The organism is Paenibacillus violae (assembly GCF_032461945.1).
GTDB classification, from domain to species: Bacteria; Bacillota; Bacilli; order Paenibacillales; family NBRC-103111; genus Paenibacillus_E; species Paenibacillus_E violae.
Genome location: NZ_JAWCUD010000001.1, coordinates 351,361 through 378,223, shown reverse-complemented (window position 1 = coordinate 378,223; position 26,863 = coordinate 351,361). Strand labels below are relative to the sequence as shown.

General features: G+C 46.5%; 25 protein-coding genes. 9 read left to right on the top strand and 16 right to left on the bottom strand.

The genetic code is table 11. The features are described from left to right. Window positions 1–27: 27 nt before the first annotated feature. From RQP52_RS01365 to RQP52_RS01350, 4 genes are all read right to left on the bottom strand, one after another. Window positions 28–450: a VOC family protein gene (locus RQP52_RS01365; protein WP_315949006.1), complete on the bottom strand. Its 423-nt coding sequence runs from the start codon at window positions 448–450 to the stop codon at window positions 28–30. Window positions 451–568: 118 nt separating this feature from the next. After that, the gene (locus tag RQP52_RS01360; RefSeq protein ID WP_315949004.1) at window positions 569–2,860 is read right to left on the bottom strand and encodes a chondroitinase-B domain-containing protein; all 2,292 of its coding nucleotides are present in this window, start codon (window positions 2,858–2,860) and stop codon (window positions 569–571) included. Between the two features lie 436 nt (window positions 2,861–3,296). Continuing rightward, a complete protein-coding gene (locus tag RQP52_RS01355; RefSeq protein WP_315949002.1) occupies window positions 3,297–3,497 on the bottom strand; it encodes a hypothetical protein in 201 nt (66 codons plus the stop codon). 91 nt (window positions 3,498–3,588) lie between these two features. Then, a complete protein-coding gene (locus RQP52_RS01350) occupies window positions 3,589–5,220 on the bottom strand; it encodes a putative bifunctional diguanylate cyclase/phosphodiesterase (RefSeq protein ID WP_315949001.1) in 1,632 nt (543 codons plus the stop codon). 239 nt (window positions 5,221–5,459) lie between these two features. Here RQP52_RS01350 and RQP52_RS01345 point away from each other — a divergent pair, with 239 nt between their 5' ends. Next, window positions 5,460–6,224, top strand: a complete 765-nt coding sequence (locus RQP52_RS01345; protein ID WP_315948999.1) for a phytanoyl-CoA dioxygenase family protein — start codon at window positions 5,460–5,462, stop codon at window positions 6,222–6,224. Between the two features lie 42 nt (window positions 6,225–6,266). Continuing rightward, window positions 6,267–7,142 (top strand): AraC family transcriptional regulator, encoded by an 876-nt coding sequence (locus RQP52_RS01340; RefSeq protein WP_315948997.1) that lies wholly within the window; start codon window positions 6,267–6,269, stop codon window positions 7,140–7,142. 8 nt (window positions 7,143–7,150) lie between these two features. Here RQP52_RS01340 and RQP52_RS01335 read toward each other — a convergent pair whose 3' ends face one another. The 3 genes from RQP52_RS01335 to RQP52_RS01325 all read right to left on the bottom strand — a co-directional run bounded on the left by RQP52_RS01335 (window position 7,151) and on the right by RQP52_RS01325 (window position 9,514). Then, the gene (locus tag RQP52_RS01335) at window positions 7,151–7,783 is read right to left on the bottom strand and encodes an SGNH/GDSL hydrolase family protein (protein WP_315948995.1); all 633 of its coding nucleotides are present in this window, start codon (window positions 7,781–7,783) and stop codon (window positions 7,151–7,153) included. A 114-nt stretch (window positions 7,784–7,897) separates the two neighbouring features. Then, window positions 7,898–8,752, bottom strand: coding sequence for an AraC family transcriptional regulator (locus RQP52_RS01330; RefSeq protein WP_315948993.1), 855 nt, complete (start codon window positions 8,750–8,752; stop codon window positions 7,898–7,900). A 30-nt stretch (window positions 8,753–8,782) separates the two neighbouring features. Beyond that, window positions 8,783–9,514: a phytanoyl-CoA dioxygenase family protein gene (locus RQP52_RS01325; protein WP_315948992.1), complete on the bottom strand. Its 732-nt coding sequence runs from the start codon at window positions 9,512–9,514 to the stop codon at window positions 8,783–8,785. Window positions 9,515–9,695: 181 nt separating this feature from the next. Between RQP52_RS01325 and RQP52_RS01320 the strand changes: the two genes are divergently transcribed. From RQP52_RS01320 to RQP52_RS01310, 3 genes are read left to right on the top strand one after another with little or no spacing between them, the layout of a single operon-like run. Then, window positions 9,696–11,192 carry a spore germination protein gene (locus RQP52_RS01320; protein ID WP_379174226.1) on the top strand — a complete coding sequence of 499 codons (1,497 nt, stop codon included), beginning with the start codon at window positions 9,696–9,698 and terminating at the stop codon, window positions 11,190–11,192. Between the two features lie 27 nt (window positions 11,193–11,219). Then, on the top strand, window positions 11,220–12,314 hold the full coding sequence (locus RQP52_RS01315; RefSeq protein WP_315948989.1) for a Ger(x)C family spore germination protein: 1,095 nt from the start codon (window positions 11,220–11,222) through the stop codon (window positions 12,312–12,314). 35 nt (window positions 12,315–12,349) lie between these two features. Beyond that, window positions 12,350–13,447: a GerAB/ArcD/ProY family transporter gene (locus RQP52_RS01310; RefSeq protein WP_315948987.1), complete on the top strand. Its 1,098-nt coding sequence runs from the start codon at window positions 12,350–12,352 to the stop codon at window positions 13,445–13,447. 36 nt (window positions 13,448–13,483) lie between these two features. Here the strand turns inward: RQP52_RS01310 and RQP52_RS01305 are convergent, their stop codons facing one another. From RQP52_RS01305 to RQP52_RS01290, 4 genes are all read right to left on the bottom strand, one after another. Further along, a complete protein-coding gene (locus tag RQP52_RS01305) occupies window positions 13,484–14,863 on the bottom strand; it encodes a sedoheptulokinase (RefSeq protein ID WP_315948986.1) in 1,380 nt (459 codons plus the stop codon). Between the two features lie 121 nt (window positions 14,864–14,984). After that, window positions 14,985–15,902 carry a nucleoside hydrolase gene (locus RQP52_RS01300; RefSeq protein ID WP_315948984.1) on the bottom strand — a complete coding sequence of 306 codons (918 nt, stop codon included), beginning with the start codon at window positions 15,900–15,902 and terminating at the stop codon, window positions 14,985–14,987. A gap of 39 nt (window positions 15,903–15,941) precedes the next feature. Beyond that, a complete protein-coding gene (locus RQP52_RS01295) occupies window positions 15,942–17,036 on the bottom strand; it encodes a low temperature requirement protein A (protein ID WP_315948982.1) in 1,095 nt (364 codons plus the stop codon). Window positions 17,037–17,104: 68 nt separating this feature from the next. Further along, a complete protein-coding gene (locus RQP52_RS01290; protein WP_315948981.1) occupies window positions 17,105–18,655 on the bottom strand; it encodes an FAD-dependent oxidoreductase in 1,551 nt (516 codons plus the stop codon). Window positions 18,656–18,889: 234 nt separating this feature from the next. On the opposite strand from RQP52_RS01290, the gene RQP52_RS01285 reads away from it, so the two are divergent. Beyond that, window positions 18,890–21,253, top strand: coding sequence for an immune inhibitor A domain-containing protein (locus RQP52_RS01285; RefSeq protein ID WP_315950347.1), 2,364 nt, complete (start codon window positions 18,890–18,892; stop codon window positions 21,251–21,253). A gap of 75 nt (window positions 21,254–21,328) precedes the next feature. Here the strand turns inward: RQP52_RS01285 and RQP52_RS01280 are convergent, their stop codons facing one another. Then, on the bottom strand, window positions 21,329–21,682 hold the full coding sequence (locus RQP52_RS01280) for a group I truncated hemoglobin (protein WP_326061799.1): 354 nt from the start codon (window positions 21,680–21,682) through the stop codon (window positions 21,329–21,331). Window positions 21,683–21,749: 67 nt separating this feature from the next. Further along, window positions 21,750–22,970, bottom strand: a complete 1,221-nt coding sequence (locus RQP52_RS01275) for an MFS transporter (RefSeq protein ID WP_315948976.1) — start codon at window positions 22,968–22,970, stop codon at window positions 21,750–21,752. A 173-nt stretch (window positions 22,971–23,143) separates the two neighbouring features. Here RQP52_RS01275 and RQP52_RS01270 point away from each other — a divergent pair, with 173 nt between their 5' ends. Together RQP52_RS01270 and RQP52_RS01265 are read left to right on the top strand one after the other, a co-directional pair. Next, window positions 23,144–23,467 carry a winged helix-turn-helix transcriptional regulator gene (locus RQP52_RS01270; RefSeq protein ID WP_127449399.1) on the top strand — a complete coding sequence of 108 codons (324 nt, stop codon included), beginning with the start codon at window positions 23,144–23,146 and terminating at the stop codon, window positions 23,465–23,467. A gap of 24 nt (window positions 23,468–23,491) precedes the next feature. After that, window positions 23,492–23,650 carry a hypothetical protein gene (locus RQP52_RS01265; protein ID WP_315948973.1) on the top strand — a complete coding sequence of 53 codons (159 nt, stop codon included), beginning with the start codon at window positions 23,492–23,494 and terminating at the stop codon, window positions 23,648–23,650. 84 nt (window positions 23,651–23,734) lie between these two features. Here the strand turns inward: RQP52_RS01265 and RQP52_RS01260 are convergent, their stop codons facing one another. Further along, window positions 23,735–24,013: a DUF6171 family protein gene (locus tag RQP52_RS01260; RefSeq protein ID WP_315948971.1), complete on the bottom strand. Its 279-nt coding sequence runs from the start codon at window positions 24,011–24,013 to the stop codon at window positions 23,735–23,737. Between the two features lie 6 nt (window positions 24,014–24,019). After that, window positions 24,020–25,513, bottom strand: a complete 1,494-nt coding sequence (locus tag RQP52_RS01255) for an alpha-N-arabinofuranosidase (RefSeq protein ID WP_315948969.1) — start codon at window positions 25,511–25,513, stop codon at window positions 24,020–24,022. Between the two features lie 209 nt (window positions 25,514–25,722). On the opposite strand from RQP52_RS01255, the gene RQP52_RS01250 reads away from it, so the two are divergent. Then, window positions 25,723–25,881 (top strand): asparagine synthase, encoded by a 159-nt coding sequence (locus tag RQP52_RS01250; protein ID WP_127449393.1) that lies wholly within the window; start codon window positions 25,723–25,725, stop codon window positions 25,879–25,881. An 85-nt stretch (window positions 25,882–25,966) separates the two neighbouring features. Here RQP52_RS01250 and RQP52_RS01245 read toward each other — a convergent pair whose 3' ends face one another. Then, window positions 25,967–26,746 (bottom strand): phytanoyl-CoA dioxygenase family protein, encoded by a 780-nt coding sequence (locus RQP52_RS01245; RefSeq protein ID WP_315948967.1) that lies wholly within the window; start codon window positions 26,744–26,746, stop codon window positions 25,967–25,969. Window positions 26,747–26,863: the final 117 nt, after the last annotated feature.

Sequence of the window (26,863 nt, the reverse complement as noted above, 5' to 3'; positions counted from 1 at the left end):
TTGATCTGAAGAGGAGAGCTCGCTATGTTACAACGGGTTTTCTCCCGTGCTTTGGAAAAACTCAAGGATTTCACCGTTCAAGCCTTTGACAAATGCGATTCTAACCGGTGTCGAAGGATTGCTGCCTAAGACAACATCTTTCGGTTCCACCGTCACAACCGCGCCAGCGGCAACCGCCGCTGCAACCGCTTTGTCTACGTCATTGCTGCGGAAAGCAACGTGGAAGTAGGAACCTTCCGGTTTCACTTCACCTGTTCCTCCAGCAAAAACCTCCATATAGTTGCCGTCCCCGGAGTCCAGCAAAGTGATTCTTTTATCCCCTTCGCCCCAACTTGTCTTTTCCGTAAAACCTAAGCCCTCGGTATAAAACTTCACCGTCGCTTCAAAATCATTCGCTCTTAACGCGAGGTGGTGAAAGCCACCGCCGCCTATTTTCTCATTCGTCCCCACTTGATAAGCCTCCTTTGTCATCAGTACGTGCCCTACCTTCACGAGTATAACTGATTGCCAGGTGTTAGAAAATGACTTACTTCGAGGTAACTAAGTTTACTGCACGTAATGGGACGAGCTATGGCGCAAGCGGTCCTACATTCGAAGTCGTAAGCGGAACATTCGTTATTGTACTTGTGGCATATTCATCTGCGCCGACATCATTCACACCTGTCCGGGACTGACCGTCCATATCGGTCGTTACGAATGTGTATGAGCCGGTTGACGCATTAATTGCAGGGCTGGACGTGCTTAGCTTTTGCAATCCCCCGGATGTGGTCAGCAGTGGATTCACATTGTTGATTTCTGCACTTGTTCTCGATTTATTGTTTAGTGTGGAGCCAAAGCCAATGTTGCCTGAGAATGTCGTATTGCTTGTTTTTACCTCATTATATAACGTCCCTGTTGCATTATTTACGATATTGTTGGCAATTGTGCTGTCTACCGGAGCTAGCGTGTAATTACCGCCAATTACGACCCCCGTGGTACTATTCACAATGGTGTTATTGACAATTTGCGCCCGATAAACCCTCCAGTGTTTACTGAGGTCCGAGCTGGTGAACGTATTCCCGTTCGTACCGCCGTCAAAATCTCCTCCGTCCACGTTAATCGCGTCCGCATAACCGCTGCCTGTCAGATTTTCAAAATAATTATTGAAAACCTTATGGTCGTTGGCATACAAGCGAATGCCCCCAATACCGGCTTTCACTCCGTCCCCGAGAAAGAAATTGCCATAGAAGCTTTGTGCGTGTCCATGGCGGGAAGACAATACCCCTTGGGAGTTGCGGAATGTATTATAACGAACTGTGTTATGACCGCTTTTGACCGAAATATACTCCGGGTCGCCATCGCAGTTTTCAAATAAATTGTACTGAATTGTAGCAAAAGCGTCCGACATCGAGAGCGTACTTACGCCAAGCCGGATTGCCTCCATTTCATTCGTTGCACGCGGGCCGATATCATGAAAGTAATTGTACTCAATCGTATCGTACTGCGATATTTGCGTTGATGAGCCGTCAACCGTGATGAAATTGCCCAAATCATGCTTTGGTCCAAACTCGTTGTGATCGATCCGGTTATGATGGCTGTTGGCGCCGCCGATGTACACCCATTTGAGCGAATTGCCGTTTTCGGTCAAGGCAAATGTATTTCGCGTTACGCGTACATTGTTGCTTTGATCCAATTTCACCGCGGTATTGCCGGTGTTCATAAATTTCAAGCCTTCAATCACGACGTAGGAAGAGTTCGACACGATGAAATAAGCGCCTCCGGAAATGATGGCTTGTCCCGTGTTTGCCGCTTTAATCGTAATCGGGTTAGCAGCGGTTCCATTTTTTCCGCTTACGCTGAAATTACCACCGTTCGTATAAGTGCCGTTTGCAAGCACAATGGTTGTTCCTGCTGTCGCACTGCTAATCGCCGAAGCCAGCTGAGCTGACGTGGATACGTTCACAACTGTGCCTCCTCCTCCGCTCGCCTGTGTTGTGGCTGAAACCGGGGAGCTTGCTTGCGATAAGTTGTTTGCGGCGTCTTTCGCTTTAATCGTATAGCTGTAAGTGGTTGAGGCACTTAAGCCGGAATCGCTGTAGGAAGTAGTTGCTGTAGAACCGATTAGCGATCCGTCGCGGAATACATCATAACCCGTCACGCCAACATTATCTGTTGAAGCCGTCCACGTGAGATTGATTTGGGCGCTCGAAACTGCCGATGCGGACAAACCTGTAGGCACTGTCGGTGCTTGCGTGTCGCTGACGGCACTGTCCGTTACGGAAACGTCATCAAACTCGGCAACCCCATTGGCATAAAAGCCAGGCACTCCGTTCGTCAAGCTCGTATCCGTGCCCTGAACCATCAAAGTGCCGTTCACGTAACCTTGCACGGATGTTCCATTCACCACAAGCTGCAAATTATAAAAAGTGGACGTATTCGCGGTAAAAGGCACCTGTTGGATCGTTGTCGTGGAACCGCTTACTTTTTTATTTAAAAGTAAATTGCCATTGTACAAGATTAAGAAATAGTAGTTATTACTGTTCGTATAACGCGCCACAATTCCGTTACGCACGCTAGTAGAGCCAACTTTTACTTTTGCAGAGTAAGTGTAGTTGCTCCATGAAGAGGTACCGTTTGTAACAATGTACGTGTTCGTTGTGGACGACGTTTGGGCAGCTACTTTACTGCCGTCGGTTGCGATGCTCCATGAGCCGTTTCCTGAGGCGTTCGTCCAGGTTCCTGCAGGGAAGCTGCTGTAGGACTCAAAGTCATCCGTTAAGAGCGTTGCCGCGAATGCCGGTGTAGCCAGGGGGAGCAGAGAGAAAGATAACATACAGCTTAAGGCGTATGGGATGACTTTTTTAGATTTTAACATTTTCATCATCGAATGCTCCTAACGTAGAGTTATTGGTTAGATTACGATAACTAAACGAGCCTATACTTTATGTATGCGCTTTCTAGTTGTTGTTTGAAACTGCATCCTGCTTTACTTACGCCAAGCGGCGCACTCAACTCCTCCATCCTATCCGGACTAAAATAACACGCATTCAAACATTTCAAAACAAAAGCGAACAACTTTTATTATAACCAACCTCTTCCAGATGGACAGGGATATTTCTAGGTTCTGTTGTGTTTTATTTAGCTATCCGAGCAGGCACGCATGGGATACAAAAATGTCAAATCACCGTACAGCCAACCTCCACCACACCTAGCCATGACAAATTACTTTCAACCTTGGAAATTCCGCTAAGGATTCACTTAAGGGAACTTGAGTCCCCTATTTGCAAAAAAACGAGCCGTTTCCTCACGGAGGGGAACTACAGGGTCTTAATCGTTCTCCTTGGCAGGATTTTCGGGTGAACCGGCAAAATAAGGGACCACAGTTCCTTTTGCTCGCGGAAAATGTGCCTTTTGAGTGGAACAGCAGCCTGTAGTTCCCCTATAACCATGCGGGTGACTTGCCACCGGTCCACATCACCATCCTTTACCGCAACCCGCTTCCTCCTATCCATCGCCAAGCTCCACCCTCCTCCTCCTCCCCGCAATCTCCAAACACCAAAAAGCCCCTCCAAGGTCATACTTGACCATGGAGAGTCTCATTGAGCAGTACTATTCAGCCCCCAATTCCACTTGCTTCGGAAGCAAATGAAGATCTGTCGGCTTATTGATATAATAGCCTTGAATCCCCCAGCAAGCCATTTCCTTCAGCATCACGTACTGCTCATATGTTTCAATGCCTTCGGCGATAACTTGCAGTTTAAGCGCGTTCGCCATAGCCAGCATCGCAGCAATTAACGGCGCATTACCATCCGCAATAAAGGATCTGTCAATTTTTAATTTATCTATCGGCAGCAAGGTTAACATGCTCAGCGACGAATAACCGGTCCCAAAGTCGTCCAAAGCTATGGTAAAACCATACGCACGCAGCTGATGCAGTGTTTGCTGAACCTCCTGCATGGAATGTACTGTCGTACTTTCTGTGATTTCAAGCTCGATGGACTGAGGAGCTACTTCTTCTTCCTCCATGATGTTCAATAGCTGCACAACGAAATCTACTTCGTTCAACTGAACCCTGGATATGTTAACCGATAGTTTAAACTCAGCGCCATATACCTCTTTTAAAAGATGCCAGTCCTTGCAGGCCTGCCGAATAACCCAGTACCCGATGTCGACAATTAATCCTGTTTCCTCAGCTACCGGGATAAAGCTATTGGGCTGGACGATCCCCCTGCTGCCGCAATGCCAACGCAAAAGCGCTTCCGCTCCAATCACCGCTTGCTTCACCGGATGATAGATCAGCTGATATTGCACATACAGCTCTTCTTTTTCAATCGCCTGAGAGAGCGCAAGCTCATGAATAAAATTTTCAACATGATCGTATTTGTAAGCGGCTTCGTAAATATGAAACCTTTTTCTGCCAGCGCCTTTAGCCTTGTATAAAGCAATATCCGCTTGCTTAAGCAGGGTCTGAATGGTCTCTTCTTCGACTCTCAGCGATACGCCAATGCTTACGCTTAACTTCATTTGCCGATCATTTACGTTAAACGGCTTCTGGAAGAGCTGAATGATGGTATCTGCCGTCTGCTCCGCTGGCTCTGATGCTTGATTGGCTACAACAATAAACTCATCTCCACCCAGTCGCACCAGCGTATAATTCGTGCCGAACTGTTGAATGAGACGATTCGCAACCTCAACGAGAACGGTATCCCCTACATCATGTCCGAACATATCATTGATATTTTTGAAGTCATCCAAGTCAAGTAAATACAAGGTAGCTGGATGGATCACATGTTCCAACAAATATCTCCGGTTGTACAGCCTGCTGAGTTCGTCATGATAAGCATAATCATAGAGCAAATTTTCATGGATTTTGCGTTCTGTAATGTCACGCGTTACGGTGAAGATATAGGTCAGATTATCGTTTTCATCAAAAATAGGAGTCAGTATGCTTTCCCCGCTTAACATGCCATTGGGCAGCACAAAACCATCTTCATATTTAACCGTACGCCGCTCTTTAACTACCCGCATATATTTCTTATGTAAATAGTTGGCCATGTGACTTGCATGCGTATCAAAAAATGTCAGCCCTACGTCTTCCATCGATCTCCCACTGAAGTGTGTCGCAGCTCGATTCACATAATAGTACTTCAAATTAGCGCCATCCACTTTCATAATGTAAATCGAATCTTCAATATCATCCAGCATGTGTAGGAGTAAGCTTGCATCTAGTAATTTATTCATTCGTTGACCCCTTTACCCATCACAACGTCCTCATCTAAAGCTTGAAATTGCAACTTATACGATTCGCCAAGCACAACCGTTTTTCCTCCAATTTTGGTGATTGGCGACATTCATCAGGATCATTACAAATAATCGTTTTGTGCTATTCATAATCGTTTTCATCACTTATGTTTCTTAAGGCGTCATCTTACAATTAGATTATAAGTAATTCCAAACTAATCTTATTGGAGGTTTTGCGAATGATTACCAAAGGAAATCCGTTTTCTATCGAGCAATTTCGCGAGGAAGGCTACAGTGGTCCTACGCAAGGATTATCGCTGCAAGAAGCCGATATGTACTATAATCGATTTTTTGATGTCATCAACCAGTCCAAGTACGAACCTGGTCCAACCAAAATGAACCTATCCGCCTGGCATCAAAACCATTATTGGGCTTATGAATTAGCCACCCATCCCAGCATTATTGCAGCAATGAAGCAAATCCTTGGTGAAGACCTCGTTCTGTGGGCGATGCATTTCTGGTATAAGGAACCAAATAACGATAAATTTATTCCCTGGCATCAGGATATCAATTATTGGCCAATGGAGCCCGCGATTAATGCAACCGCATGGGTAAGCTTAGGCTGGTCCATCCGTGAGAACGGCTGTCTAAGGGTCATACCGGGAACTCACAAAGCGCATGTTGCACATGTCTCAACAGGCACCGATCAAAGCGCTTTTTCAGAAGGCTTGCCAGCGGAAGCCATCGATGAGTCGAAAGCGGTTGACCTCGAAATGTCCCCTGGTCAAATCGCTTTTTTTAATGAAGCAACGTTCCATGGTTCTGAAAAAAACAACTCCAACATCCCACGTGTAGCTTTTTCTGTGCGCTATACGACGCCTGAAGTGAAGTTCCTGATGGAGGAATGGGGCGGCGATACAACGCGTATCCGCACCTATCTGGTACACGGGGAAGACAAACCTAACCGGAATGAGGCCATTCGAGGCGAAGTACCGCAGAAATAAGCCGATAAGAAGTTCTTTTTTCATGCAGACCCTCATGCTACAATGGCTAAAAAGACAAACGGAACTCGAAGCGAGGTGGCTGGTACATTGAACTCCTATCAACTAATCATTGACTCTCTGGACATTCGTTTTTTGCATATTAAACAGTATGAGCTGGACTACAAATGGCAGGCCAGCCACCGAACGCTGCATCATTCCGTCCTATGGATTGTACAGCAAGGCAGTTTCCTGCTGGAAGTCGATCATATCCGGTACACCTGTAAGGAAGGTCAGATCTGCATCCTGCCCGCTCATACGGATATCAGTTACCATGCAATTACCGGCGAGCTTGCGCTAACGAGCATTAATTTTGACGCTGAAATCTCTCTCCTTAGCAATCGAAGCTGGGGGCACGTGCTCAATTTACCTGTCGTATTTGATCAGGCTCTGCACAATGTACAATCCCCGATTCGTGATATGCTGACCCATATTGGGGACAACTCCCCGGTGATTTCCCTGCTCATGCAGTCTTCTCTCCTGCGTATTCTCTATGAATTGATGAATCGCGAGATGCCGGATCAGCCGATTTCACCTTATACACACATGGATAACCGTATTCATACGATCATTCATTATCTGCTCTCTCATCCGAGCCGCATGCCTGAGATCAGGGAACTCGCCGAGTTGGTGCAGCTTAGCGATTCACACTTGCGCAAATTGTTTATTAAACAAACCGGCCAAGCCCCGCTCCATTTTGTACATAGTCTAAAAATAGAGCAAGCAAAAAGGCTCCTCGCTACAAGCGTGAAGCCGATCTCTCAAATCTCTTATGAACTTGGCGTGGAGAATGCCAACTATTTTACACGGATGTTCAAAGCCAAATCCGGTCTCACTCCGCTGCAATACCGCCAGCAGTACGGCTTATGGCTGAATGAATAAGCTTCTGATTACTCGATTGCTCCGACAGCCTGCAGCCAAGCTTTGGCAATCAAAGCATGTCCAGCCGGAGATGGGTGTACGCCGTCCGGCGCCCAGAATGCGCTTTCAGCTCTCGAAGACGCTTGAGCAAATAAGCCATCCAAGCACACTAGACGTGCATCGAACTCTCTGGCTAATTCACGGACGACCGTGATTTTGGGATCGAGGTCTTCTCTCCACTGTTTGCGATCTTCGGGTACGGGCAGCACGAAAGGTTCAATGAGCACAAGCTTTGCGCCTGTTTCGGCTGTTTGCGTCAACAGATCACGGTATCCCGCTTCAAAACTCTCCGTCGATGTCGGATCATTACGATCATAACGTCTCCACGTATCGTTAATCCCAATATAAATAGATACTAAATTAGGCTTTAAATTCAAGCAGTCTTGATCCCAACGCTTTTGCAAATCCACAACACGATTGCCTGATATTCCGCGATTAAGGAATTGCACCTGTTTTTCCGGGTATGTTGCCGAAAATTGAGCTGCTGCCATCAAAGCATAACCTCTACCCAAATCATTGCCGTTGTCGCGAACACGTCCTGCATCCGTAATACTGTCCCCTTGAAATAAAACGACATCCCCTTGACCAATCCATGCTGACATGTGAATGTTTCCTCCCCTTTATCCCTTGACCCTTTTGAAATTTCCCAAAAGTTGCCTAGAGTATAGCACAGGCTATAAGGGCTATCAATTGTAATATCTGACTAAATAATCTAGTTAAAATTCGGATGAGCGCAATTTCTGGACCATTCTCGGCGTTTGCCCAAAACGCTGCTTAAATACGCGTTCAAAATGCGTTATCGTTTGAAAACCCGAAGCATAACAGATTTCCGTAATCGGATAATCGGAGGAAATAATCAGTGACTTGGCAAATTTCAAGCGGAGATCCTGTAAATACGTTTGGAATGGAATACCTGTTGTTTTGCGGAAAACATGGGAGAAATAATTTGGCGCCAGACCGGCCTGCTTGGCTGCTTCCTCCAAAGATATGCCTTCCCGGAAATGATGATGGATATGAAGAAGCGCTCTTTGCACATCGGGATGCTTCTGGTGCGCAATCTTCTCCTCCTGCCGCTTGGCTGCGGAAGTTGCTCTGGCGACATAGAGCAGAATACGTTCCAGCGACCCTTTCACGATGTGCGTATGACCCATCCTTTGATGCTGGGACTCTTCCCAAATCAAGCGGAACTCATCTTCGATTTTTTCAAAACTCTCCCTCATGTCCGCATTCCGAAAGTCTCCCGCTTCTTGGAAAAATAACGTTTTCAGCTCCCCGCTAAATAAATCGTCGGAGAACACGAGGTTATACAAATGCAATGTTTCGCCCTCGAGAGGCCCGATCTCATGAAAATCAGCCGGGGTCAGCAGAAACAAGCTGCCGGGACGCAGGTCATAAGAAACACCGTTGACGACATTTCTTCCATGCCCCGCACATACAAAGCAAAGTTCGTAAAATTCATGCCAATGCAGCTCGCAGAGCCGATCCACATGCTGTGTGTAGATATGAAAGGACTTGGACGGATGAATAAACTTCTCGCTCGTTAATCGCTCTGGCTGATCTTTTCTACGCATCCGCTCCCGCTCCTCTCGTTTTAAGCACTATTACACATTGGCATATTGATTTCCTGCTAAATCTTTCCCTCTAGCCAACCACACCTTGAAATTTTTGTTTTTCTCTGGAAACACCTTCGTATCCGTTGCAAAATAGCGCATCGTATATCCACAGCGCCGGTCAACACTCCTATTCGGGTCAGCACCGTGTGCGATCCGCGCATCATGCAGCGAGCACTCTCCTCTGCCTAGTTCAAAGTGAACGGCTTTGGAGGTATCCAAATTTTTAATTTGCGTGCTGAATAGATTTTTGGCGCTATCAACCGACTCATACTCGGAGAATCCATTATGATGGGTGCCGGGAATCACCTGCATGCATCCGTTCTCTTTGCTGCTAGGATCAATGGCGAGCCAAATGGTTACTATTCTGTCCAGCCGGTCTACACGTCCACGCCAATAAGCGGAATCTTCATGCCAAGGCGTTGCTCGGCCGATCAATGGATCTTTACATATAAAATGACTGGACCATAATCCGATATTCGGCCCGAGCAGCGGTTCCACCAAATCGAGCGCTTCGTCCGAGAGCAGGAACTTGAGAAGTCTCTCTTCGCGAAAATGCGGCGTGTCTAATTCATCGGACAGCTTGCTGCCTTTCTGGGCTAATTGATCCTCAAAAATAGCCGTCAATTCAGCCAGCTTCTCCGCAGAAAACAGCTGCTTATGATGCAGCAGGTACCCATTTTTTTTATAAAAAGCGACTTCTTCCTTCGTTAATTGGCTCATCTCAATATGCCTCCCTAGCTTCGCATTGCTTACATGTTTACTATACTTCTGATGCAGGATGAGGACTCATCCTATCTTACTTAGAAGTTAGCGTATGTTAAGGTCAAAGCCTAAAGAAAGATGAAGGAAGATGCATAAAAATCAGCAAATAACAAAAAATACCAACAAAAAGGAAGAATGGATGGCGTGCGCGATGCTGAATACGAAGGCCGAAGACATAGAACAATTGCTCCACCTTGCGAAACGGTCCAGCGACTTTACCAGCAGCACGATCGCATTCACTGAGCCTCCCCTAACCATTCATTATTATAAGACTCTGATTGATGAACATCTTCTGCAAGAGCAGCTGCTTCGTGCAATCGAAAGTAACGCGGCTGGAACGGAAATTCAACATCTGAATGATTTAAAACAGCTAATAACCATTGAAGGCATTCAAATTACCGACCAAATCGCGGATATCCAAACAAAACTTTACCAGGGACATGCCATTATCCAAAAAAATGAGCATGATACTTTGTGCGCCTTAGTTCCATTAATCAGTAAAGCCGGGCTTCGCAAAAACAATGATACGGATAATGAATTCAGCGTAGTTGGACCTAAAGTTGGCTTTGTCGAAGACCTTGACATCAACCTGCATCTACTTCGCAGCCAGTTCACAGTTCCTAATCTGATCGTAAAAATATTGACGATTGGCAGCTTATCCAACTCCCGAGTCGCGATCGTTTATATCGATGGTATTACGAATATGGATAACGTATCCATCATTGAACAGCGAATCAGCAGCATCGATTTTGAAGTAGTCTTCGATACTGCACAGCTGGATCAGATTATTTCTGACAACTCGTTGTCCCCTTTCCCCTTATTTGTATCAACGGAGCGAAGGGATCGAGTCATCTACTCTTTAATTTCCGGCCAAGTTGCCGTGATTAGCGACGGGTCTCCCTATTTTATTACAGGACCTTCGACGCTGTATGATTTCTTCATTTCACCGGAAGATTATTACTTGCCATGGATATTGGGCTCGTTTTTTAGAATTATCCGTATATTTGGTGTTGTGTTCTCACTCTTTGCGTCCTCCTTGTATATCGCGATTACGACGTTTCATTACGAAGTCATTCCAAAGGATTTGCTGCAGCCGCTTATTTTCTCCAGGCAAAATGTGCCGTTTTCCCCGGTTCTAGAGGTACTTTTTCTGGAGATCACGATTGAATTTCTTCGCGAAGCCGGAGCCAGGCTGCCCACCAAGATCGGTCAAACGCTCGGTATCGTCGGCGGTATTATTGTCGGACAAGCGGCCGTTGAAGCCGCATTAACAAGTAACATTTTAATCATCACCGTTTCTTTATCCGCGCTAGCTTCATTTGCAACACCGATTTACAAAATGTCAAATACAATCCGCTTCCTGCGATTTCCCGTCATTATTATGGCCTCGTACTGGGGAGCGATCGGCATGATATTCGGGATCTGCTTTATCCTGATTCATATCACAAGACTGACATCGTTAGGAAGTCCTTACACCGTCCCCCTATATCCGCTGCGACCTAAGGATCTAAGAGACAGCTTTATACGCTCGTCTTACCAATATACAAATAAAAGACAATCCTATCTGAAGCCGGAAACGATACTCCGATATATTCCTAAACCCAGGAAAAAGAAAACCGATTGGGAGCAGGAGTGAACGCGCTGGAAAGGAGAGTGTGCGTAAATGGTCTATAAAGCTGCTATGGCGCTAATTTCCTGTGTATTTACCGTTGGATGCAGCAGCAACCAGCAGATCATCAATAAAATACAGCTTGTACAAACAGCCGGTTACGATAAGGTGGGTGATCGCTCGCTTTGCTCGGTCATCACGACCAGCTATAAGGAAAAAGGTAAAGCCAGCTCACAGCTCCTGCTGACCAAATCTAACTCCAGTTTTGATATGATCCCCCGGTTAAACACGAAAACTAGTAAAACCATTCAATACGGACAGATGGGCATGGTGCTTTTCTCAAAACCGTATGCGGAGATGGGGATCGGCCCTGTGATTAGCGGTTTCTGCCGAGATCCGAAGATTGCCAGCAGAATTCAGATGGGCGTAACGGATACAGAGGCTTCTAAAATGATGGAAGTCGCCAATAAAGCCCAGGAATCGCTTTATCTCATGCGGATGGTTGATCAGAATATTCAAAACGGCAACCTGCCCAAAATGAATTTTAAGCATATCTTATTTAATTATTATGGCGAGGGGCGCGATATTTTCCTGCCCTACTTCATCGTTGAAAGAGGCTCAGTGAAAATTGATGGTTTAGCGTTATTCAAACACGATAAATTCGTGACAAAGGTGAGCATTCGAGAAGCCTTCCTGCTGAAGTTATTGACGGATACTTCCCGGAATGGAAATTTACTTATGCCAATGAAAGCAGATAACGACAGTTCGACGATTCACGATTATGTGCTAATGAAAAGCATTGCTTCAAAGGTACATTATCATTACAATACATCGACCCCTGAACCAATCATCGAGATCGGGGTTAGGGTCAGAGTGATGGTCAAAGACACCCCTTCCTGGTTGCACTTTAATACGAAGGAACAAATGGATGCATTCGAACGACAATTAGGCAACTATTTAGAAGAAGAAGCCCAGGACTTTATTGCGCTGTGCCAGTCCAAGAATGTTGATCCAATCGGGCTTGGCGATTTCGTCAGAAGCCGGACAAGGACCTGGAACGAAAAAGATTTCTATGCCACTTACCCGCAGCTGCGGACACAAGTAACAGTTCATTTGTCTGTCGAGCAAAGCGGTGTTGGGGAATTATAAGCGAGGCCTTACGTTACAAGGGGGAAACGACAACTATGAATCATCAAGTCAATAAAAAATTCACTGTTTCTCCTTATCTGCTTTTTTTCATTATTTATTCCAGTGTGATAGATGCCGGAATGATGTATTTTCAGCGTGATCTGGTTCAAGATGCCGGGTATGACGCTTGGCTTTCTATTTTAATTGCGGCGGCTGCCGTTCATCTCATCATTTGGATGATATATAAGATTCTATCGAGCAGCAATCAGGCAGATGCAACGATTGTGTCCATTAACCGTCGTTATTTCGGTAAATTTATTGGGACTGCTTTTAACCTAGCCATTACGTTGTATTTCAGTTTTGGCGCTTTCTGTACATTTAGAACTTATATGGAAGTTGTGCAAGTTTGGATATTTCCTTACATGCAAATGATGCCGCTTACGCTCATTGCGCTTGTACTCATTTATTATACGGTGTCTGGTGGTTTTCGAACGGTAGCTGGCTTAAGCTTCTGGGGAACTTGCAGTATTTTTCTATTTATTGCACCGCTGACACTTATGGTTATTCCCTATTTGCATCCGCAAAACATGCTACCTGTCTTCAATCATTCGACGGCGCAAATCCTCAAATCTACCGAAACCATGTTTCCTCACTTTCTAGGATTTGAAGTGCTTTTGGTCATGTATCCATTCATCGAGCAGCAGGCAAAATCACAAAAATGGGCTCAGTTCTCCATTATTATCGCAATCGGCATGTACATGCTGGTCGCCCTCGTGGCTTTCATGTATTACAGCCAAGGCCAAATGATTCACATCATTTGGCCGACGCTGAATATGATTTCGATTGTTGAATTTCCTTTGATGCAGAGAGTGGAATATCTGATAATCTCCATTTGGTTTATTAAAATGCTGGCCAATATCTCGCTAGGTTTGTGGTCGGCTACTCACAGCTTGAAGCTTTCTATTCGTGCGAATCCTCGCATATCCTTGATCATCATCCTTGTGTTGTTCATCGCCGGGCAGCTCATTGTCAAGGATCATGACCGCTTGCAATTGACGAATTACCTCTATGGTTTGACAGGCATCTACTTTACTGCCATTTTCATCCCCATAATGCTTATTGTGACGCGTTTTAAAAGAAAGGGGAGTCAGTAGCACGGCTCCCCCGACGCTGCACGCTTACTGGCAAGTTTAGCGATCATCCGAATCGCTTCCTTGCATCTTTTGAAGTGCTTCCGCATAGTTGCTATATAGGCCACTTCCAACTGCGGCATGAACAGAAGCACCAAATGCCGCCTCCTCTTTCACTCTTGGGAACATAAGCGGCAATCGCCATTTGATGCGGGCCATCTGCTGCATAGCCCTGTTCTTGCGTATCCCATTACCGGATACGGCCAATGTTGTTAACGGCTCAAGTAGCTCTGCCGGAAGGCACTTTGTAAATCCATCCAATTCATCCAAGATGCCATGAAGAAAGCCGACAATCAGCTGCTGAGGATTAAAATTATTCGGACTGATCCCCTCGATACTCCCCGTCCTATGCGGATGCTCTCTGGTTCCGTAAAACTGGGTCCCTACCTTGAGGGTAGGCACTGACTCTATGAGCGATTCTTCTGCCAGTCGATTCATAGTTTCATAGAAGCTTCTATCATCCAGTAAACCGAATGTGCGGCAAACCTCACGAAAAAATTGCTCAAGCAGCTCATACGATTTCCCACCGCTGAGCGAAGCTCCCACAAGCAAATACCCGCCATCCATGAATGGACGTGTTTCCAGATGTGGACTCTCGATATATGCCGGCGAGTAGACGGATACTTGCGAGCCTGTCCCGATATTAACGAGCAAAGTGCCTTGAAAAGAAGGTACCGCTCCTAAGAAGCTGGCTTGGTTATCGCCGATTGCCCATAGCACCTTTTTCCCATCTGCCGTATCTCCCGCAACAGTGTTAGGGTCGACAAGTTCTGGCAGGAATTCAGCATCCATCCCGGCTGCGATTAGCTTATCTTTGTCAAATTGCCTGTTCGGTAGCGTGAATAGACCTATGCTTGCCGCATTGGAGCTGTCGATGCGAGGTGTCTTCTCATCACAAAGCTGCATGGCCACATAATCGCCTATCGTGCACAGCTTCACTGCACCGATCGGAAGATTTCCCTCTTTGGTCAGATAGAAATGGGTAACTAAGCCATATCCGGTATGCAAATCAAATCCGGTAAGTTCACTTAACGCAGTGGCATACGATCGGCCTGATTCCAAAAGCAGCTCGCCTCGGCCATCTTGCCAAGTCACGAGCGGGCTAACTGCCCTGCCTTCTTTGCTTACATACAGCACACCATGCATTTGACAGGAGATCCCGATAGCTCGCACTTCCTCCCAGTCATCCCGACATTCTTCTATTAATGATTGAACCAACTGGACAACTCTGTCCGCTTGTTGGGTACGTTCCCAAGATTGTTTCGAAGGCATATCCGCATCATTTTTGGCGGACACCATGCGTACGACGCGACCATCCTCAGCGTTAGTCACGATGAGACATATGGATGTCGTGCCTATATCAATTCCGGCTAAGTACATAAGCTTGCTCCTCTCACATACAAATTTCCTCGGATGGCATAGATGGAAAAACCGGAACACCTGCACCACAAAAAATCCCCACATCCAAGGGATGGAGGGATTCCCGAAACGCTTACCTCTGTCAGCTTCCCAACTTACTAAAGAAATCCTTAAACACACGATCACGCCGAACAAAGTGAATGTAACGAATAAAATGCCGCGAAGCATCGAAGCTGTAGCGGAAATCTTCTGACAGAATCGGGCTGTGCACCAGCTCATTCGGCAGCCAGCTTTCATCGATCAGATAAGCGATCGTCGCAATATCCCAAATGACTCGCGAATAGGCAAAATGGTCTTTTGCACAATTCTCATACGTTTCATAGAGATACTTGCCAATCTCTCCCTGATCCTTCACGAACTCCCGTACTTCCGACAGCGTTGTAAGCAAGTGCGAAGTGACACCCATGCACGGAATTAGCACGAGCGGCACGCCGCAATTGAGCACAGTTCGTGAAGCGTGCAAATCCTGCGCAAGGTTGAATTCCTTTGTATCAGGCCAAGGTAAGGCATGTCCCCCGAGCCAGACGACGACGATTTTCTCGATGATGCGCGGCTCGATCAAGATCGCAGAAGCGACGTTCGTAATGGCGCCGATCGCCAAGACATAGAGCGGATCATCCTCAGGAGAGGCCATCGCCCGCTCCACCAAATTTCTCGCAGCATCGCTTTCTTGCGGTGTCTCTGCTCCGGGCAAATATCCCGTCGATCCGCGGTAAATTGGAATACCGGACATTTCCGGCAGCAGCGCTGAAATTTTCTGCAATTCTCGGTAGCTTTTCTCCATGCCATCGGCTGGTCCGTCTGATAGTTCATTATGAAATGGCGCCGCATAAAAAGCTTCAATCTGCAGCTGCTCAGGGGATTTCAACGCATAAACGACAGCGAACTGATCGTCGATCTCATTATAGGTATCCGTATCAAGCACCATGCGGACTTTTTTGCCAGGATGTGCTAGTCGCTGAAGCAGCTTTTCTTGCGTTATTTTCGGAAATGAAATCATTGAGCGGTGCCTCCCTTGAATTCTTGTTTGCTTGGACAACTAACGGGTTGCTAATCTAGCATAAACCAGAAAAAACAGCGCCATTTCAGCCATAATCACATAGTTAGGTACAACGATAAACAAGTCGATCACAAAAAAAGCGCCCAGGATTCCTAAAAATAGTGCCAAATGAATCGGTCTCAGCTGCAGGTGCTTATGCCTGTACCGATGAAAAATGATCGTCGTCGAGATGAAGTACAACAAAACGGAGAGAAATACCATCACCAAAATAAAGTGGTAGTCCAATTGATTCAAAAATAGCAGCTGAATCGATGCCGCGATTGTACTTAATGATACATAAACAAGCAAATGACCGTAAATAATCGTTTGTCCGGCCGTTTGCAGCGCCTTATCCACTTTTCGCTCGATATTCTCAAAATACTGCCACCAAATCCCAATGACTAGAATAAAAGCCAGCGCCGCAAACAAAATCGATGCCCATGTCCCATTGCTATTCTGTAAAACAGCCAACGTACTCACGACTGATTCCCCTAATAGAATGAGCGTAAATAAGGCAAACCGCTCCAATAAGTGATGCGTGTTAATTGGCGTATGTACCAAGAATCTTCTTCCAATGACCGGTAGAAGTACATCAATGGCAATTCCCGCGTAGAGAATCAGATACCTCACCCAGGAGTCGAAAAATAAGGATGCGCTCGAAATCACGATACCGATCCAAAACCGCGTTCCCAGAAATCGCGCCGTCGCAGCACGGTGGGATTCTTCCCCTTTATGAATCGCTAAGTATTGAAGAGCTGTTAACACCCTTGAACCTATGTATCCGATAAAAAAAGGGACGTAATACCGATCAAAATCCGGAGATAAACTAAACGTCATGATGAGTACAAAAAACAGTTGCAGGATCATGTAGATGCGATGAGCGAAGACGTCCTGCCCATATCGGTTGTTAAACAGCGTTTGCCCTACCCATGCCCACCAGATGGGAATAAAAATAAGTACAAATTTGATGATATACTCCAGTGAAATCGTCCCGTGGTCAGCATGCAGCAGCACATGTGTTGCCTTAGACACGGCTGCTACAAACAGCAAGTCATAAAAAAGTTCCAACCACGTTACTTTCTTCGCGATGTTCATATCAGTCCCCCATTTACAGAAATCATATAGCGTTGCCTATATTATACCGAACAAACGGGGAGAAATTGTTATTTTTTTTGATCGGGCACTTCCACCTGAGTTAGCGGTTGTTTGGCTGGGCCTTCGATTACTGTGCCCGTATAAGAAAATCGAGAGCCATGACACGGGCAATCCCAGGATCTTTCCGCCTCGTTCCACTCGACCTCACAGCCCATATGCGTACAAGTCGTGTCCACAACATGAAGCTCTCCGCTCGTATCCCGGTAGGCGCCTGCACGCTTCCCATTCACTCGAACTACTGCGCCTTCGTCATTTTGCAGCCCCTCTGCTTGACGATGGACGATATCGAACTTCCCGGCTATCAGATGTTTGGCGATATTGGCATTTGACATGATAAAGGTTTTGATCATAGGGTCCGCATGAAACCTTGATGGCGCAAAGAGCTCTTCATAGGGACTTTTCTCACCTGCTATGAGGGCTGTATTGAGGATAGCCGCCGCGACACTGGTGGTCATTCCCCACTTTTTAAAGCCAGTTGCGATCAAAATGTTCGGCTCATCAGAGACCTCCCGCCCAATATAAGGCAGCTTGTCGAGGGTTAACAAATCTTGTGCCGACCAATGATACCTGACTTCCTGCAAGTTGAATTGTTCAACGCCAAACTGCCGCAGCGCCTCGTAATACTGGAACGTACAAACCCCTTGTCCCGTCTTGTGGCTCTCTCCGCCTATTAGCAGCAGTTCCTCCTCATTCACCATCACCGTGCGAAGCGAACGTGCAGGTGTATCCGCGTTGATATACATGCCGCCAGCTAGACTTATTTCGGTTTTAGCCGCAAGAGCATATGATTTCTCGGCGTGCAGCCTTGCAAAATAAAAACCATTTCGATCATTAAACGGAAAATGGGAAGACGACACGACAAAGTTGCATTTAATATGAAAACCTTCGCTAGTCTTCAAGGTTGCCGGAGTTCCTTTGTCCACACCAACAACGGTCGTTTGTTCAAATATTTTTCCGCCAAGCTGAATGAACGTTTGCGCGATATGTTTCAAAAAGAGAATTGGATCGAACAGCGCCTGATTTTTCATCACAATCGCCGCCTGGGTCTGGAACGGCAGCCCTACTTGCGCCAAATAACCTCCAGGGATTCCAAGCTTCTCGTATGCTTTGCTTTCAGCCTCTATCTTCGCCACATTCGCTTCCTCAATGGTATAGATGTAAGCATCCTCTTCCTTGAACTGGCAAGGGATCGCATGGTCTTCGACCGTCTTCTTTATAAAATTCAAAGCGTCACGATTCGCTTCGTAATAAAGCCGCGACTTCTCTTCGCCAAAATGAGAAATAAATTCGTCATAAACCAAATCATGCTGCGCGGTGATTTTAGCTGTCGTGTGCCCTGTTGTGCCGTTTGCAATTTTGCCTGCATCAACAAGGACAACTTTAAACCCTTTGCTCGCAAGCAAATAAGCGGTTGTCACCCCCGTGATGCCTGCACCTACCACAGCCACGTCAGCTTCCATGTCGTTTGCTAGCTTTGGATAAGTTGGCATCTCTGTCTCGCTTAGCCAAACCGATTTGGGAAACTGCGGGAATGGGTCCTTACTTGGGTCGAACGACATAATAACAGCCTCCTGAAAAACCTTTTTTGGATAAATTAACCTCTTTTATCTTCTTTTATTCTACAAATTCCACTGTTCCGAAAAGGAGGAAAAGTCGAAAAAGGAAATAAGTGGTAGGTCGAATTGTGTAGGTCTAGCAGCACTTACTAGATTTGGGAATCTATTATTTAATTTAACTGTACAACGGTCAATTAATTTATCTACTAGGAGGTTTGATGATTGAATAAGACCATCATGAAAATGACGAACGTGTTTTTCGCAACAAGTTTAACGGTAGGACTTTTTGCAACCACGGCATCTGCGGCAGAAATCGACTACTCGGAAGCACTGGATGCACTGGATGCACCACCGATCGATGCGATGATCGTGAACGACGAACGTCTGGCCAAGGGGCTAATGGATCGTGGTCTTTTAAACAAAAACGCTACACCCGAACAAATATCCAAAGCAGTAAAAAGCTATTTATCTGTCAAAAATAAGAAACTGGTAAACGCCAAAACGGATCAGAAAAACAGTCTGCATGATGAAATGGACAAAAAGTCGAAAGATTTTGTCGCGAAGCAAAAAGTTAAGCTATTATCGCAAATGAACCATGGCATGGATAATCTCAAGATTGGAAACGGCAACGGCATCCCTATTCCATCCGCCAAGCAAGATCGCTATAGCGGCCCTGTTCGAGAGGACAAAGTCCTTGTGCTGTTGACCGAATTTGCAGACGTAAAACATAACAATGTGAAACAAGAACCAGGTTTCATGTACGCCAAAGACTTCAGTCCGGAGCATTATCGTAAACTTATGTTTGGCGATAAAGATTTTAAATTGTTCGATGGATCGAAAATTCAAACCTTTAAACAATACTACGAAGAGCAGTCCGGCGGCAGCTATACGGTTGATGGCTACGTCTCCGACTGGTTAACGGTTCCCGGCACTGCCGCTCAGTACGGAGACGATAATCCCGCTGGCGGGCATGATAACCTAGCCCCGCTTGGTCCTCGCGACCTCGTCAAAGATGCGCTTAACGCCGCTGTTGCCAAAGGCATTAACTTGGCTGATTATGATAAATTCGATTTGTACGACCTGGATGGCGACGGTAATCAAAATGAACCCGACGGTTTGGTCGACCATCTCATGGTCATCCATGCGGGTACGGGGCAAGAAGCCGGCGGCGGCGCCTTAGGCGACAATGCCATTTGGTCCCATCGTTGGACCCTAGATGGCGTGTACCCGATTGCGGGAACCTCAACCCCCGTCAGTTATTGGGGCGGCAAAATGGCCGCTTACGATTATACGATACAGCCGGAGGACGGCGCTGTCGGCGTATTCGCTCATGAATTCGGGCATGATTTGGGATTGCCGGATGAGTACGACACCCAATATACCGGACAAGGCGAGCCGATTGCTTCTTGGTCCATTATGAGCGGCGGCAGCTGGAACGGAAATATTGCCGGTACGACTCCGACCTCTTTTTCACCGCAAAATAAGGATTTCTTCCAGAAAACGATGGGCGGCAACTGGGCCAATGTCACCGAGGTCAACGCTTCGGACATAAACCAAATAGGTAAGGCGGCCATCATTGATCAAAGCGTAACGAAGTCGAAAAATCCAGGAATCGTCAAAGTCAATTTGCCGGATAAAGCCGTCCAAGGCATTCAACCCGCTTTTGGCTCCCGCTACTATTACAGTACAAAAGGCGATAACCTGCATACGACTCTATCGACGCCGGAATTTGATTTAACCAATGCGCAAACTGCGACATTTGATTTCAAAACGTTGTATGAGGTTGAATTCGAATACGACTATCTGACGGTAACTGCGGCTACCTATGATGGTCAAGAAGTAACGCTCGATGTCATTGGAGACAATGATACGAACGGAGACGCACGCGCAGAAACCTCGAATGGGGCATGGGTGGACAAGTCCTACAATTTAGCGCCATTCATTGGCAAAAAAGTGACGCTGAACTTTGACTATGTGACCGATGGCGGGCTGGCTCTGAACGGCTTTGCCATGGATAACGCCAAATTAACCGTTGATGGGAAAGTTGCCTTCTCCGATGACGCTGAGGGAGCTTCCGCTTTTAAACTGGACGGCTTCGTTCAATCGAACGGGATGGAATTCAAGAAGCACTACTATTATCTGGAGTGGAGAAACTACGAAGGAGCTGACAAAGCTCTGGCGTTCAGTCGCGGTGTCAAGTACAATACAGGACTTGTCGTTTGGTATGCCGATGACAGTTACCTGGATAACTGGGTGGGTGTTCATCCCGGCCAAGGCTTCCTCGGCGTTGTAGACTCGCATGCTGCGGCACTGGTGTTCAAGAAAGACGGACAAGATTCCGTTTCGCAAACAACCCGTTATCAAGTTGCGGATGCCGCCTTTTCGCTGGATAAAACACCGGCATGGTACGTCAACAATGAGACGAGAGGCGAATATAATTACAAATCTTTGCCTGGTGTTGAGGAATTCTCCGATGCCAAATTGTACTCGAATGAGTTGATTCCAGATGCGGGCCGCTTGGTGCCGAAATTCGGATTGAAGTTCCGGGTCATCGGCGAAGCCAAAGATAATTCTGCCGGCTTGATTTGGATTCATAAGTAAAGCGATTAAACCTTATGAAAAAGGGACTGTCCATGATTATGGACAGTCCCCTTCTCATTTTAACCTCAAATCTGGCTACTTATAAAGGATATCGTCTTTGAGTGAAGCAACATGCGTAATTACTTGATCAATATCAGGTTTGGACACTTCAAAATGTGCAAGAGCTTCGGAGAGATGGTTGGCAACGGCATTAAAATGCACCGGCTGTAAATTCATTCCCTTATGGGCTCTAGCCATCGAGAAACCCGAATATTGATTCGGGCCACCTAAAGCAAAGGAGATAAATTTGGTTTGATGCTTGCGTTGTTTCTCCATGTCCGTGTTTTTAAAAAACTCATTCACCGTATCATCAGCTAAAATAAGTTCATAAAAATAATCCACTACTTTAGCAATCGCGGGCTCTCCGCCAATTTTTTCATATAAGGTCATTGTTTGATCCACAGATTTCATCCTTTGCAAGTGAGTTCTATGGATATTTTATCCTGAATTGTTAGATTTATGCCTGTACTTTTTTTCGCTCCAATTTGGCTGAAACGGCTGTGAGAATAACAGCTACCAAGACCATTAAACCGCCAATCCATGGTGTTTGCTGCAGTCCGATCGTGTCGACAACCACGCCACCAATCAAAGAGCCTATAGCAATCCCGACGTTGAAAGCCGCGATATTCAAAGCGGAAGCAACGTCAACAGCGGATGGTACATATTTTTCAGCAAGTTGAACGATATTTAACTGAAGACCTGGCACGTTCATGAACGCAAGCAGCCCCATCAAGAAGACACCAATCAAACCTGCCACTTTGAATGGCAGCAAAAACGTCAACACGATCAGAATTGCCGCGTGTACAATGAACATCCAGAACAAGGCACGAAGCGGATTGTGATTCGCCCATTTTCCACCGACCGAGTTACCGATCGCTACCGCAACCCCGTAGACAAGCAGCACGATAGAAACGACTCTCGCATTAAGTCCTGTTACATCTTGTAAAATTGGGGTTAAATATGTGAAGGCAACAAATGTTCCTCCATATCCAAGCGCTGTGATGGCATACCCCAGAATCAATCGGGAGTTCGTGACCAAACGGAGCATATCCGAAAACTTAGCAGGAGGCGATTGTTTTAAATTTTTGGGAATTAATGCTGCAATCGAAATGATAGCAATAACACCAAGCAATGCGACGCCCCAGAACGTCGCTCTCCAACCTAACGTTTGGCCGATAAACGTTCCCAGTGGTACCCCGGTAACCGTTGCGACTGTCAGTCCAGTGAACATTAAGGCAATGGCGCTGGCTTTTTTCTGCGGTGGAACTAACTGGACAGCAATCGTCGCGCCGATCGAGAAAAAGACACCATGCGAAAAGGCAGTTATAAAGCGAGCAATGAGCAGAAGTGAAAATGATGTGGAAAGCGCGGCAGCGATATTTCCTACAATGAAAATGACCATGAGAAGCATGAGTAATGTCTTGCGGTTCATCCGGTTTGTGAGTGCAGTCAGGATTGGCGCGCCAATTGCAACCCCGATGGCGTAACCGGAGATCAGAAGTCCGGCAAGCGTAATCCCGATGTGCAAATCATCGGCGACCGATGCTAGAAGACCAACGGGAACGAATTCTGTCGTCCCAATCCCGAACGCGCTGATGGCCAGCGCAAGGAGCGCCCATTTCCCAGTAAGCAGCTTATCTTTCTGTATAGAAGCAGCTGGTGCGATAGTTTGACTCATAAATATCCTCCTATTTAAATGTATGTGACCTGCAGCAACACTTTACTTTTGTTGTCTGAGTGTTATTATAGGATCACAAGGACTATTTGATAAGTACGCACTTTGAAGTACTATAGATACTCCAAAGTACTATAGGCACTTAAAAGTTCCTACCCTAAATACGGAGGTAAACTATGCCCTATAATGTTCCCGTTGAAGCTACGCTTGATGTAATCGGCGGCAAATGGAAGGTCGTCATTTTATGCCATTTGGATAAAGGCGACAAACGTACAAGCGAATTAAAAAGATTGATGCCTGATATCACGCAGAAAATGCTCACGCAGCAGCTGCGCGAGCTTGAGCAGGACGGAATGGTGAAAAGAACGAGCTATGAGCAAGTACCACCCAAGGTTGTCTATTCCTTAACACCGTATGGTTGGTCATTCAAGCCGATCCTCGATGCCATGTGCGCCTGGGGAGAGCAGCATATCCTGCAAAACGAGTTAGTAGAAGTATAGAAACAACATTTGGAGGCGATTGATGTGAAAATCATGATTTCAGCCGCGGAAGCCATTGAAAAAGGTGTGTGGAATGAGATTTTACGTCTCTTCGGTCGGGATAAAAATGAAGAGATTTGGCCCAAAGAGGAATTCATTTTGACCGAAGAGCAGGCCGTCCAATTGAAGTTGATTAAGAAATAAAAGAATAGGCCATCTGGGAAGTAGATATCCTACTACTTCCCAGATGGCCTATTTTATTTGAGAGTTTGTACGCGTACTCCCCCTCTACGCCTCATATCGCTGCCATCCCGTCCCACCCGGATACGGGCAGCTCTTATCCCGCAGCTTGGCGGCAATTCGCACAATACATCCGCATAACGAGCACGTATGCCCCAGAGTGAGCTTAGGACACTCGCTGCACCGGCTTAACCGCTCACGGTACACCGAATCGGGGACGCAAGCTTCTGCAGACTGAAACATAGGTGCTTGCAGCATCTTATCAATTTGCACATCTGTAATCTTGAAATCCTCGCGGCATCCTTTGCACTGGCGATTCTCAAGCATGAACTCTTACTCCGCGGTCAATGCCAAAACAGTGACGGACATCGGAGGAAGCTCCGCATGGATCACCTGATCGATCAGGTTGAACGCAGTGAATTCCGTTGGCGATACTTGATCTGTCTCTTCGAAGGTGTTGTGGCCGTCGATTGTGTCTGAAGTTAATGTTGTACCTTTCACAGATACAAATTTGCCGACCAAGCCGCGCAGCTCGACCTCCACTTTTGCGCTAGTTTGATGATCCAGATTGCAAAGGCTGATGTGTACCCGGCCCTCTTCATCTTTGGAAGCCGAAACGGAGATTTGTGGAATGGCCTGTTTCCCCTCGCCAAGCTCTGTAATGGACTGATGAACATCCAACAGCTGCGCATCCTGGTGAACTTTATACATGTCGAATACATGATAAGTTGGCGTAAGCACCATTTTCTCGCCTTCGGTAAGGATCACAGCTTGCAGCACATTCACCAGCTGAGCGATGTTTGCCATCTGTACGCGATCACAATGTTCATTAAAAATGTTCAGCGAAATCCCGGCGACTAGCGCATCACGAATCGTATTCTGCTGATACAGAAAACCTGGATTCGTTCCCGGCTCTACATCGTGCCATGTCCCCCACTCATCAACGAGCAGCCCGATTCGCTTGTCCGGATCATACTGATCCATAATGGCGGAATGCTTGCTAATCAGCTCTTCCATGAACAGGGCTTTCTTCAAAGTGACGCGCCACATCTCTTCAGGGAAGCCGGTTGCCGCCCCTTTTTCCTGCCAGGAATCACCGGGAACCGTGTAATAATGCAGCGTAATTGAATCCATAAAACGGTGAGCCTGCTTCATGAGCGTTTCCATCCAATGATAGTCGTCTGTGTTCGGCCCACAAGCAATTTTATGTACACGGTTGCTGCCATAATTACGGACATAGGTCTGAAATTGGCGGTACAGATCGGCGTAATATTCAGGCCGCATATTCCCTCCGCAGCCCCAATTCTCATTGCCCACTCCGAAATATTTCACTTTCCACGGTTCCGGTCTGCCGTTTGCCTCGCGCAATTCAGCCATAGGCGACACACCTTCGAAGGTCAAATATTCGACCCAATCAGCCATCTCTTGAACGGTTCCGCTTCCTACATTGCCGTTGATATACGGCTCGCATTCCAGCATCTCACAGAGCATCATAAATTCATGTGTCCCAAAATGATTATTTTCCACCACGCCGCCCCAGTGAGTATTAATCATTCGTTTCCGGTTTTCTTTCGGACCGATACCGTCCTTCCAGTGGTATTCGTCTGCGAAGCAGCCGCCTGGCCAGCGTAATACCGGGATTTTCATCTTTTTTAACGCAGCGGCGACATCATTCCGAATCCCTTTCGTGTTAGGAATTTCTGAATCTTCACCCACCCACAAACCTTCGTAAATGCATCGTCCCAAATGCTCGGAAAAATGTCCGTAAATATTGCGATTAATCGTGCCTTTCGCGCGATCGGCATTAACAGTTATCCGGTTGGTCAAAGAAATTCGCTCCTTAAATTAATAATTTTATTAATCAATAAGTAATTTCATGAATTCAATTATTATCATAAGTTGATCTTCCTGCTTTTGCAACCGTTTTTTTGAATAGTTAGCTCCAAGGATCACCATCACTTCTAGACGGATAATTTCCTTTCTTTTGTTCTAAAATAAGCTTTGTCTTTCCAAATAAACTGGTGGGAGTGATACACATGCGTGAAGGTTTGATCCCTGCTGTTCTTGGAACTGTCGTAACGGCTTCTGCTGCTTCCTTACTAGGTAGCAAGTATAAGCTTGCAGCAACTGGTGTGCTCGGATTTGGCCTGGCTCATGTCGTTCTGGGGGCTATTGACCTTATCGAACATCGGTAGTGCTTGGGAAGGCTCGCAGATTGTGAAAAAGACCTAGCGGATTACGTTTCATCCGTCAGGTCTTTTTCTGTTGAAATGAATGTACTTATACATTCAATATATAACGCGCAGCAGGGCTTATTCGGTCATAAGTCCTCTTGCGAATATATGCAGCCTGGTCAAGCTGCTGTTTGTGTTCTCTAGCCGTGAAATACGCATGAAGAGCACGCCGCGTCTTGGCTGTTTGGTTCAGCGTGCCGCCATGCCAGAGGTGCGAATTGAAGACGCCGACGGACCCGGCAGGCGCGACAATCAACTCCTCTTGCGGGTGGGGCGCAAGGGAATCGACGCCGTACTCATGCGGATAGCCAGGCAATTTATGCGTTCCAGGTACGACGCGGGTAGCTCCATTATCTGGCGTGAAGTCATCGATAAGCCAGATCGAATTGCACACGTGGAACGGCTCGTGCTCTTTGCGTGCGCCCCAATCGGCGTGCAGCGCCTGCAATCCTGCGCCAGGAATGGCATCACGCGCGTTCAGCGAGGAGAGCATGAATTCCCGCTGCAACACATGATAGATGGCAGCCAATAGCTTCGGATGCGTATAGACCCGGTCGAAGCATTCGCCTTTATTCACCAAGTCGGAGAGCCTACGTGTCCCTTCCTCCTGATGAACCTCTTTCCCCGCGTTCATCCCCTCTATGTCCATCAACTCTTCATACTTGGCCCGAAACGATTCAAGCTCCTCTGCGTTCAACATCCCGCTAAACAAGACAAAGCCTTTCTCATCGAGACTCTTCTTCTCCTCAGCTGTTAATAGGTCGTCTGTAACACCCAAAGCCAACAAAGCCTCTTCAATCTTGTGAATAGTCGTATTTGAATTCATGCAAGCACCTCCTGAGTCATTGTTCCATTTGATACTTATATGCTAAGTTATTCATAAGGAATAATCGACTCTAAGAGCTGTGGTAAACCTATTCATTCTTGCAAAAAGAGGTGGAAA

Coding starts and splice junctions, on each gene's coding strand:
- RQP52_RS01360 (WP_315949004.1), bottom strand. CDS start 2,860: ATGAAAATGTTAAAATCTAAAAAAGTCATCCCATACGCCTTAAGCTGT.
- RQP52_RS01295 (WP_315948982.1), bottom strand. CDS start 17,036: ATGAACATCGCGAAGAAAGTAACGTGGTTGGAACTTTTTTATGACTTG.
- RQP52_RS01300 (WP_315948984.1), bottom strand. CDS start 15,902: ATGATTTCATTTCCGAAAATAACGCAAGAAAAGCTGCTTCAGCGACTA.
- RQP52_RS01260 (WP_315948971.1), bottom strand. CDS start 24,013: ATGCTTGAGAATCGCCAGTGCAAAGGATGCCGCGAGGATTTCAAGATT.
- RQP52_RS01270 (WP_127449399.1), top strand. CDS start 23,144: ATGCCCTATAATGTTCCCGTTGAAGCTACGCTTGATGTAATCGGCGGC.
- RQP52_RS01320 (WP_379174226.1), top strand. CDS start 9,696: ATGGCGTGCGCGATGCTGAATACGAAGGCCGAAGACATAGAACAATTG.
- RQP52_RS01310 (WP_315948987.1), top strand. CDS start 12,350: ATGAATCATCAAGTCAATAAAAAATTCACTGTTTCTCCTTATCTGCTT.
- RQP52_RS01305 (WP_315948986.1), bottom strand. CDS start 14,863: ATGTACTTAGCCGGAATTGATATAGGCACGACATCCATATGTCTCATC.
- RQP52_RS01245 (WP_315948967.1), bottom strand. CDS start 26,746: ATGAATTCAAATACGACTATTCACAAGATTGAAGAGGCTTTGTTGGCT.
- RQP52_RS01340 (WP_315948997.1), top strand. CDS start 6,267: ATGGCTAAAAAGACAAACGGAACTCGAAGCGAGGTGGCTGGTACATTG.
- RQP52_RS01330 (WP_315948993.1), bottom strand. CDS start 8,752: ATGCGTAGAAAAGATCAGCCAGAGCGATTAACGAGCGAGAAGTTTATT.
- RQP52_RS01285 (WP_315950347.1), top strand. CDS start 18,890: ATGAAAATGACGAACGTGTTTTTCGCAACAAGTTTAACGGTAGGACTT.
- RQP52_RS01280 (WP_326061799.1), bottom strand. CDS start 21,682: ATGACCTTATATGAAAAAATTGGCGGAGAGCCCGCGATTGCTAAAGTA.
- RQP52_RS01290 (WP_315948981.1), bottom strand. CDS start 18,655: ATGTCGTTCGACCCAAGTAAGGACCCATTCCCGCAGTTTCCCAAATCG.
- RQP52_RS01275 (WP_315948976.1), bottom strand. CDS start 22,970: ATGAGTCAAACTATCGCACCAGCTGCTTCTATACAGAAAGATAAGCTG.
- RQP52_RS01350 (WP_315949001.1), bottom strand. CDS start 5,220: ATGAATAAATTACTAGATGCAAGCTTACTCCTACACATGCTGGATGAT.
- RQP52_RS01325 (WP_315948992.1), bottom strand. CDS start 9,514: ATGAGCCAATTAACGAAGGAAGAAGTCGCTTTTTATAAAAAAAATGGG.
- RQP52_RS01315 (WP_315948989.1), top strand. CDS start 11,220: ATGGTCTATAAAGCTGCTATGGCGCTAATTTCCTGTGTATTTACCGTT.
- RQP52_RS01250 (WP_127449393.1), top strand. CDS start 25,723: ATGCGTGAAGGTTTGATCCCTGCTGTTCTTGGAACTGTCGTAACGGCT.
- RQP52_RS01335 (WP_315948995.1), bottom strand. CDS start 7,783: ATGTCAGCATGGATTGGTCAAGGGGATGTCGTTTTATTTCAAGGGGAC.
- RQP52_RS01345 (WP_315948999.1), top strand. CDS start 5,460: ATGATTACCAAAGGAAATCCGTTTTCTATCGAGCAATTTCGCGAGGAA.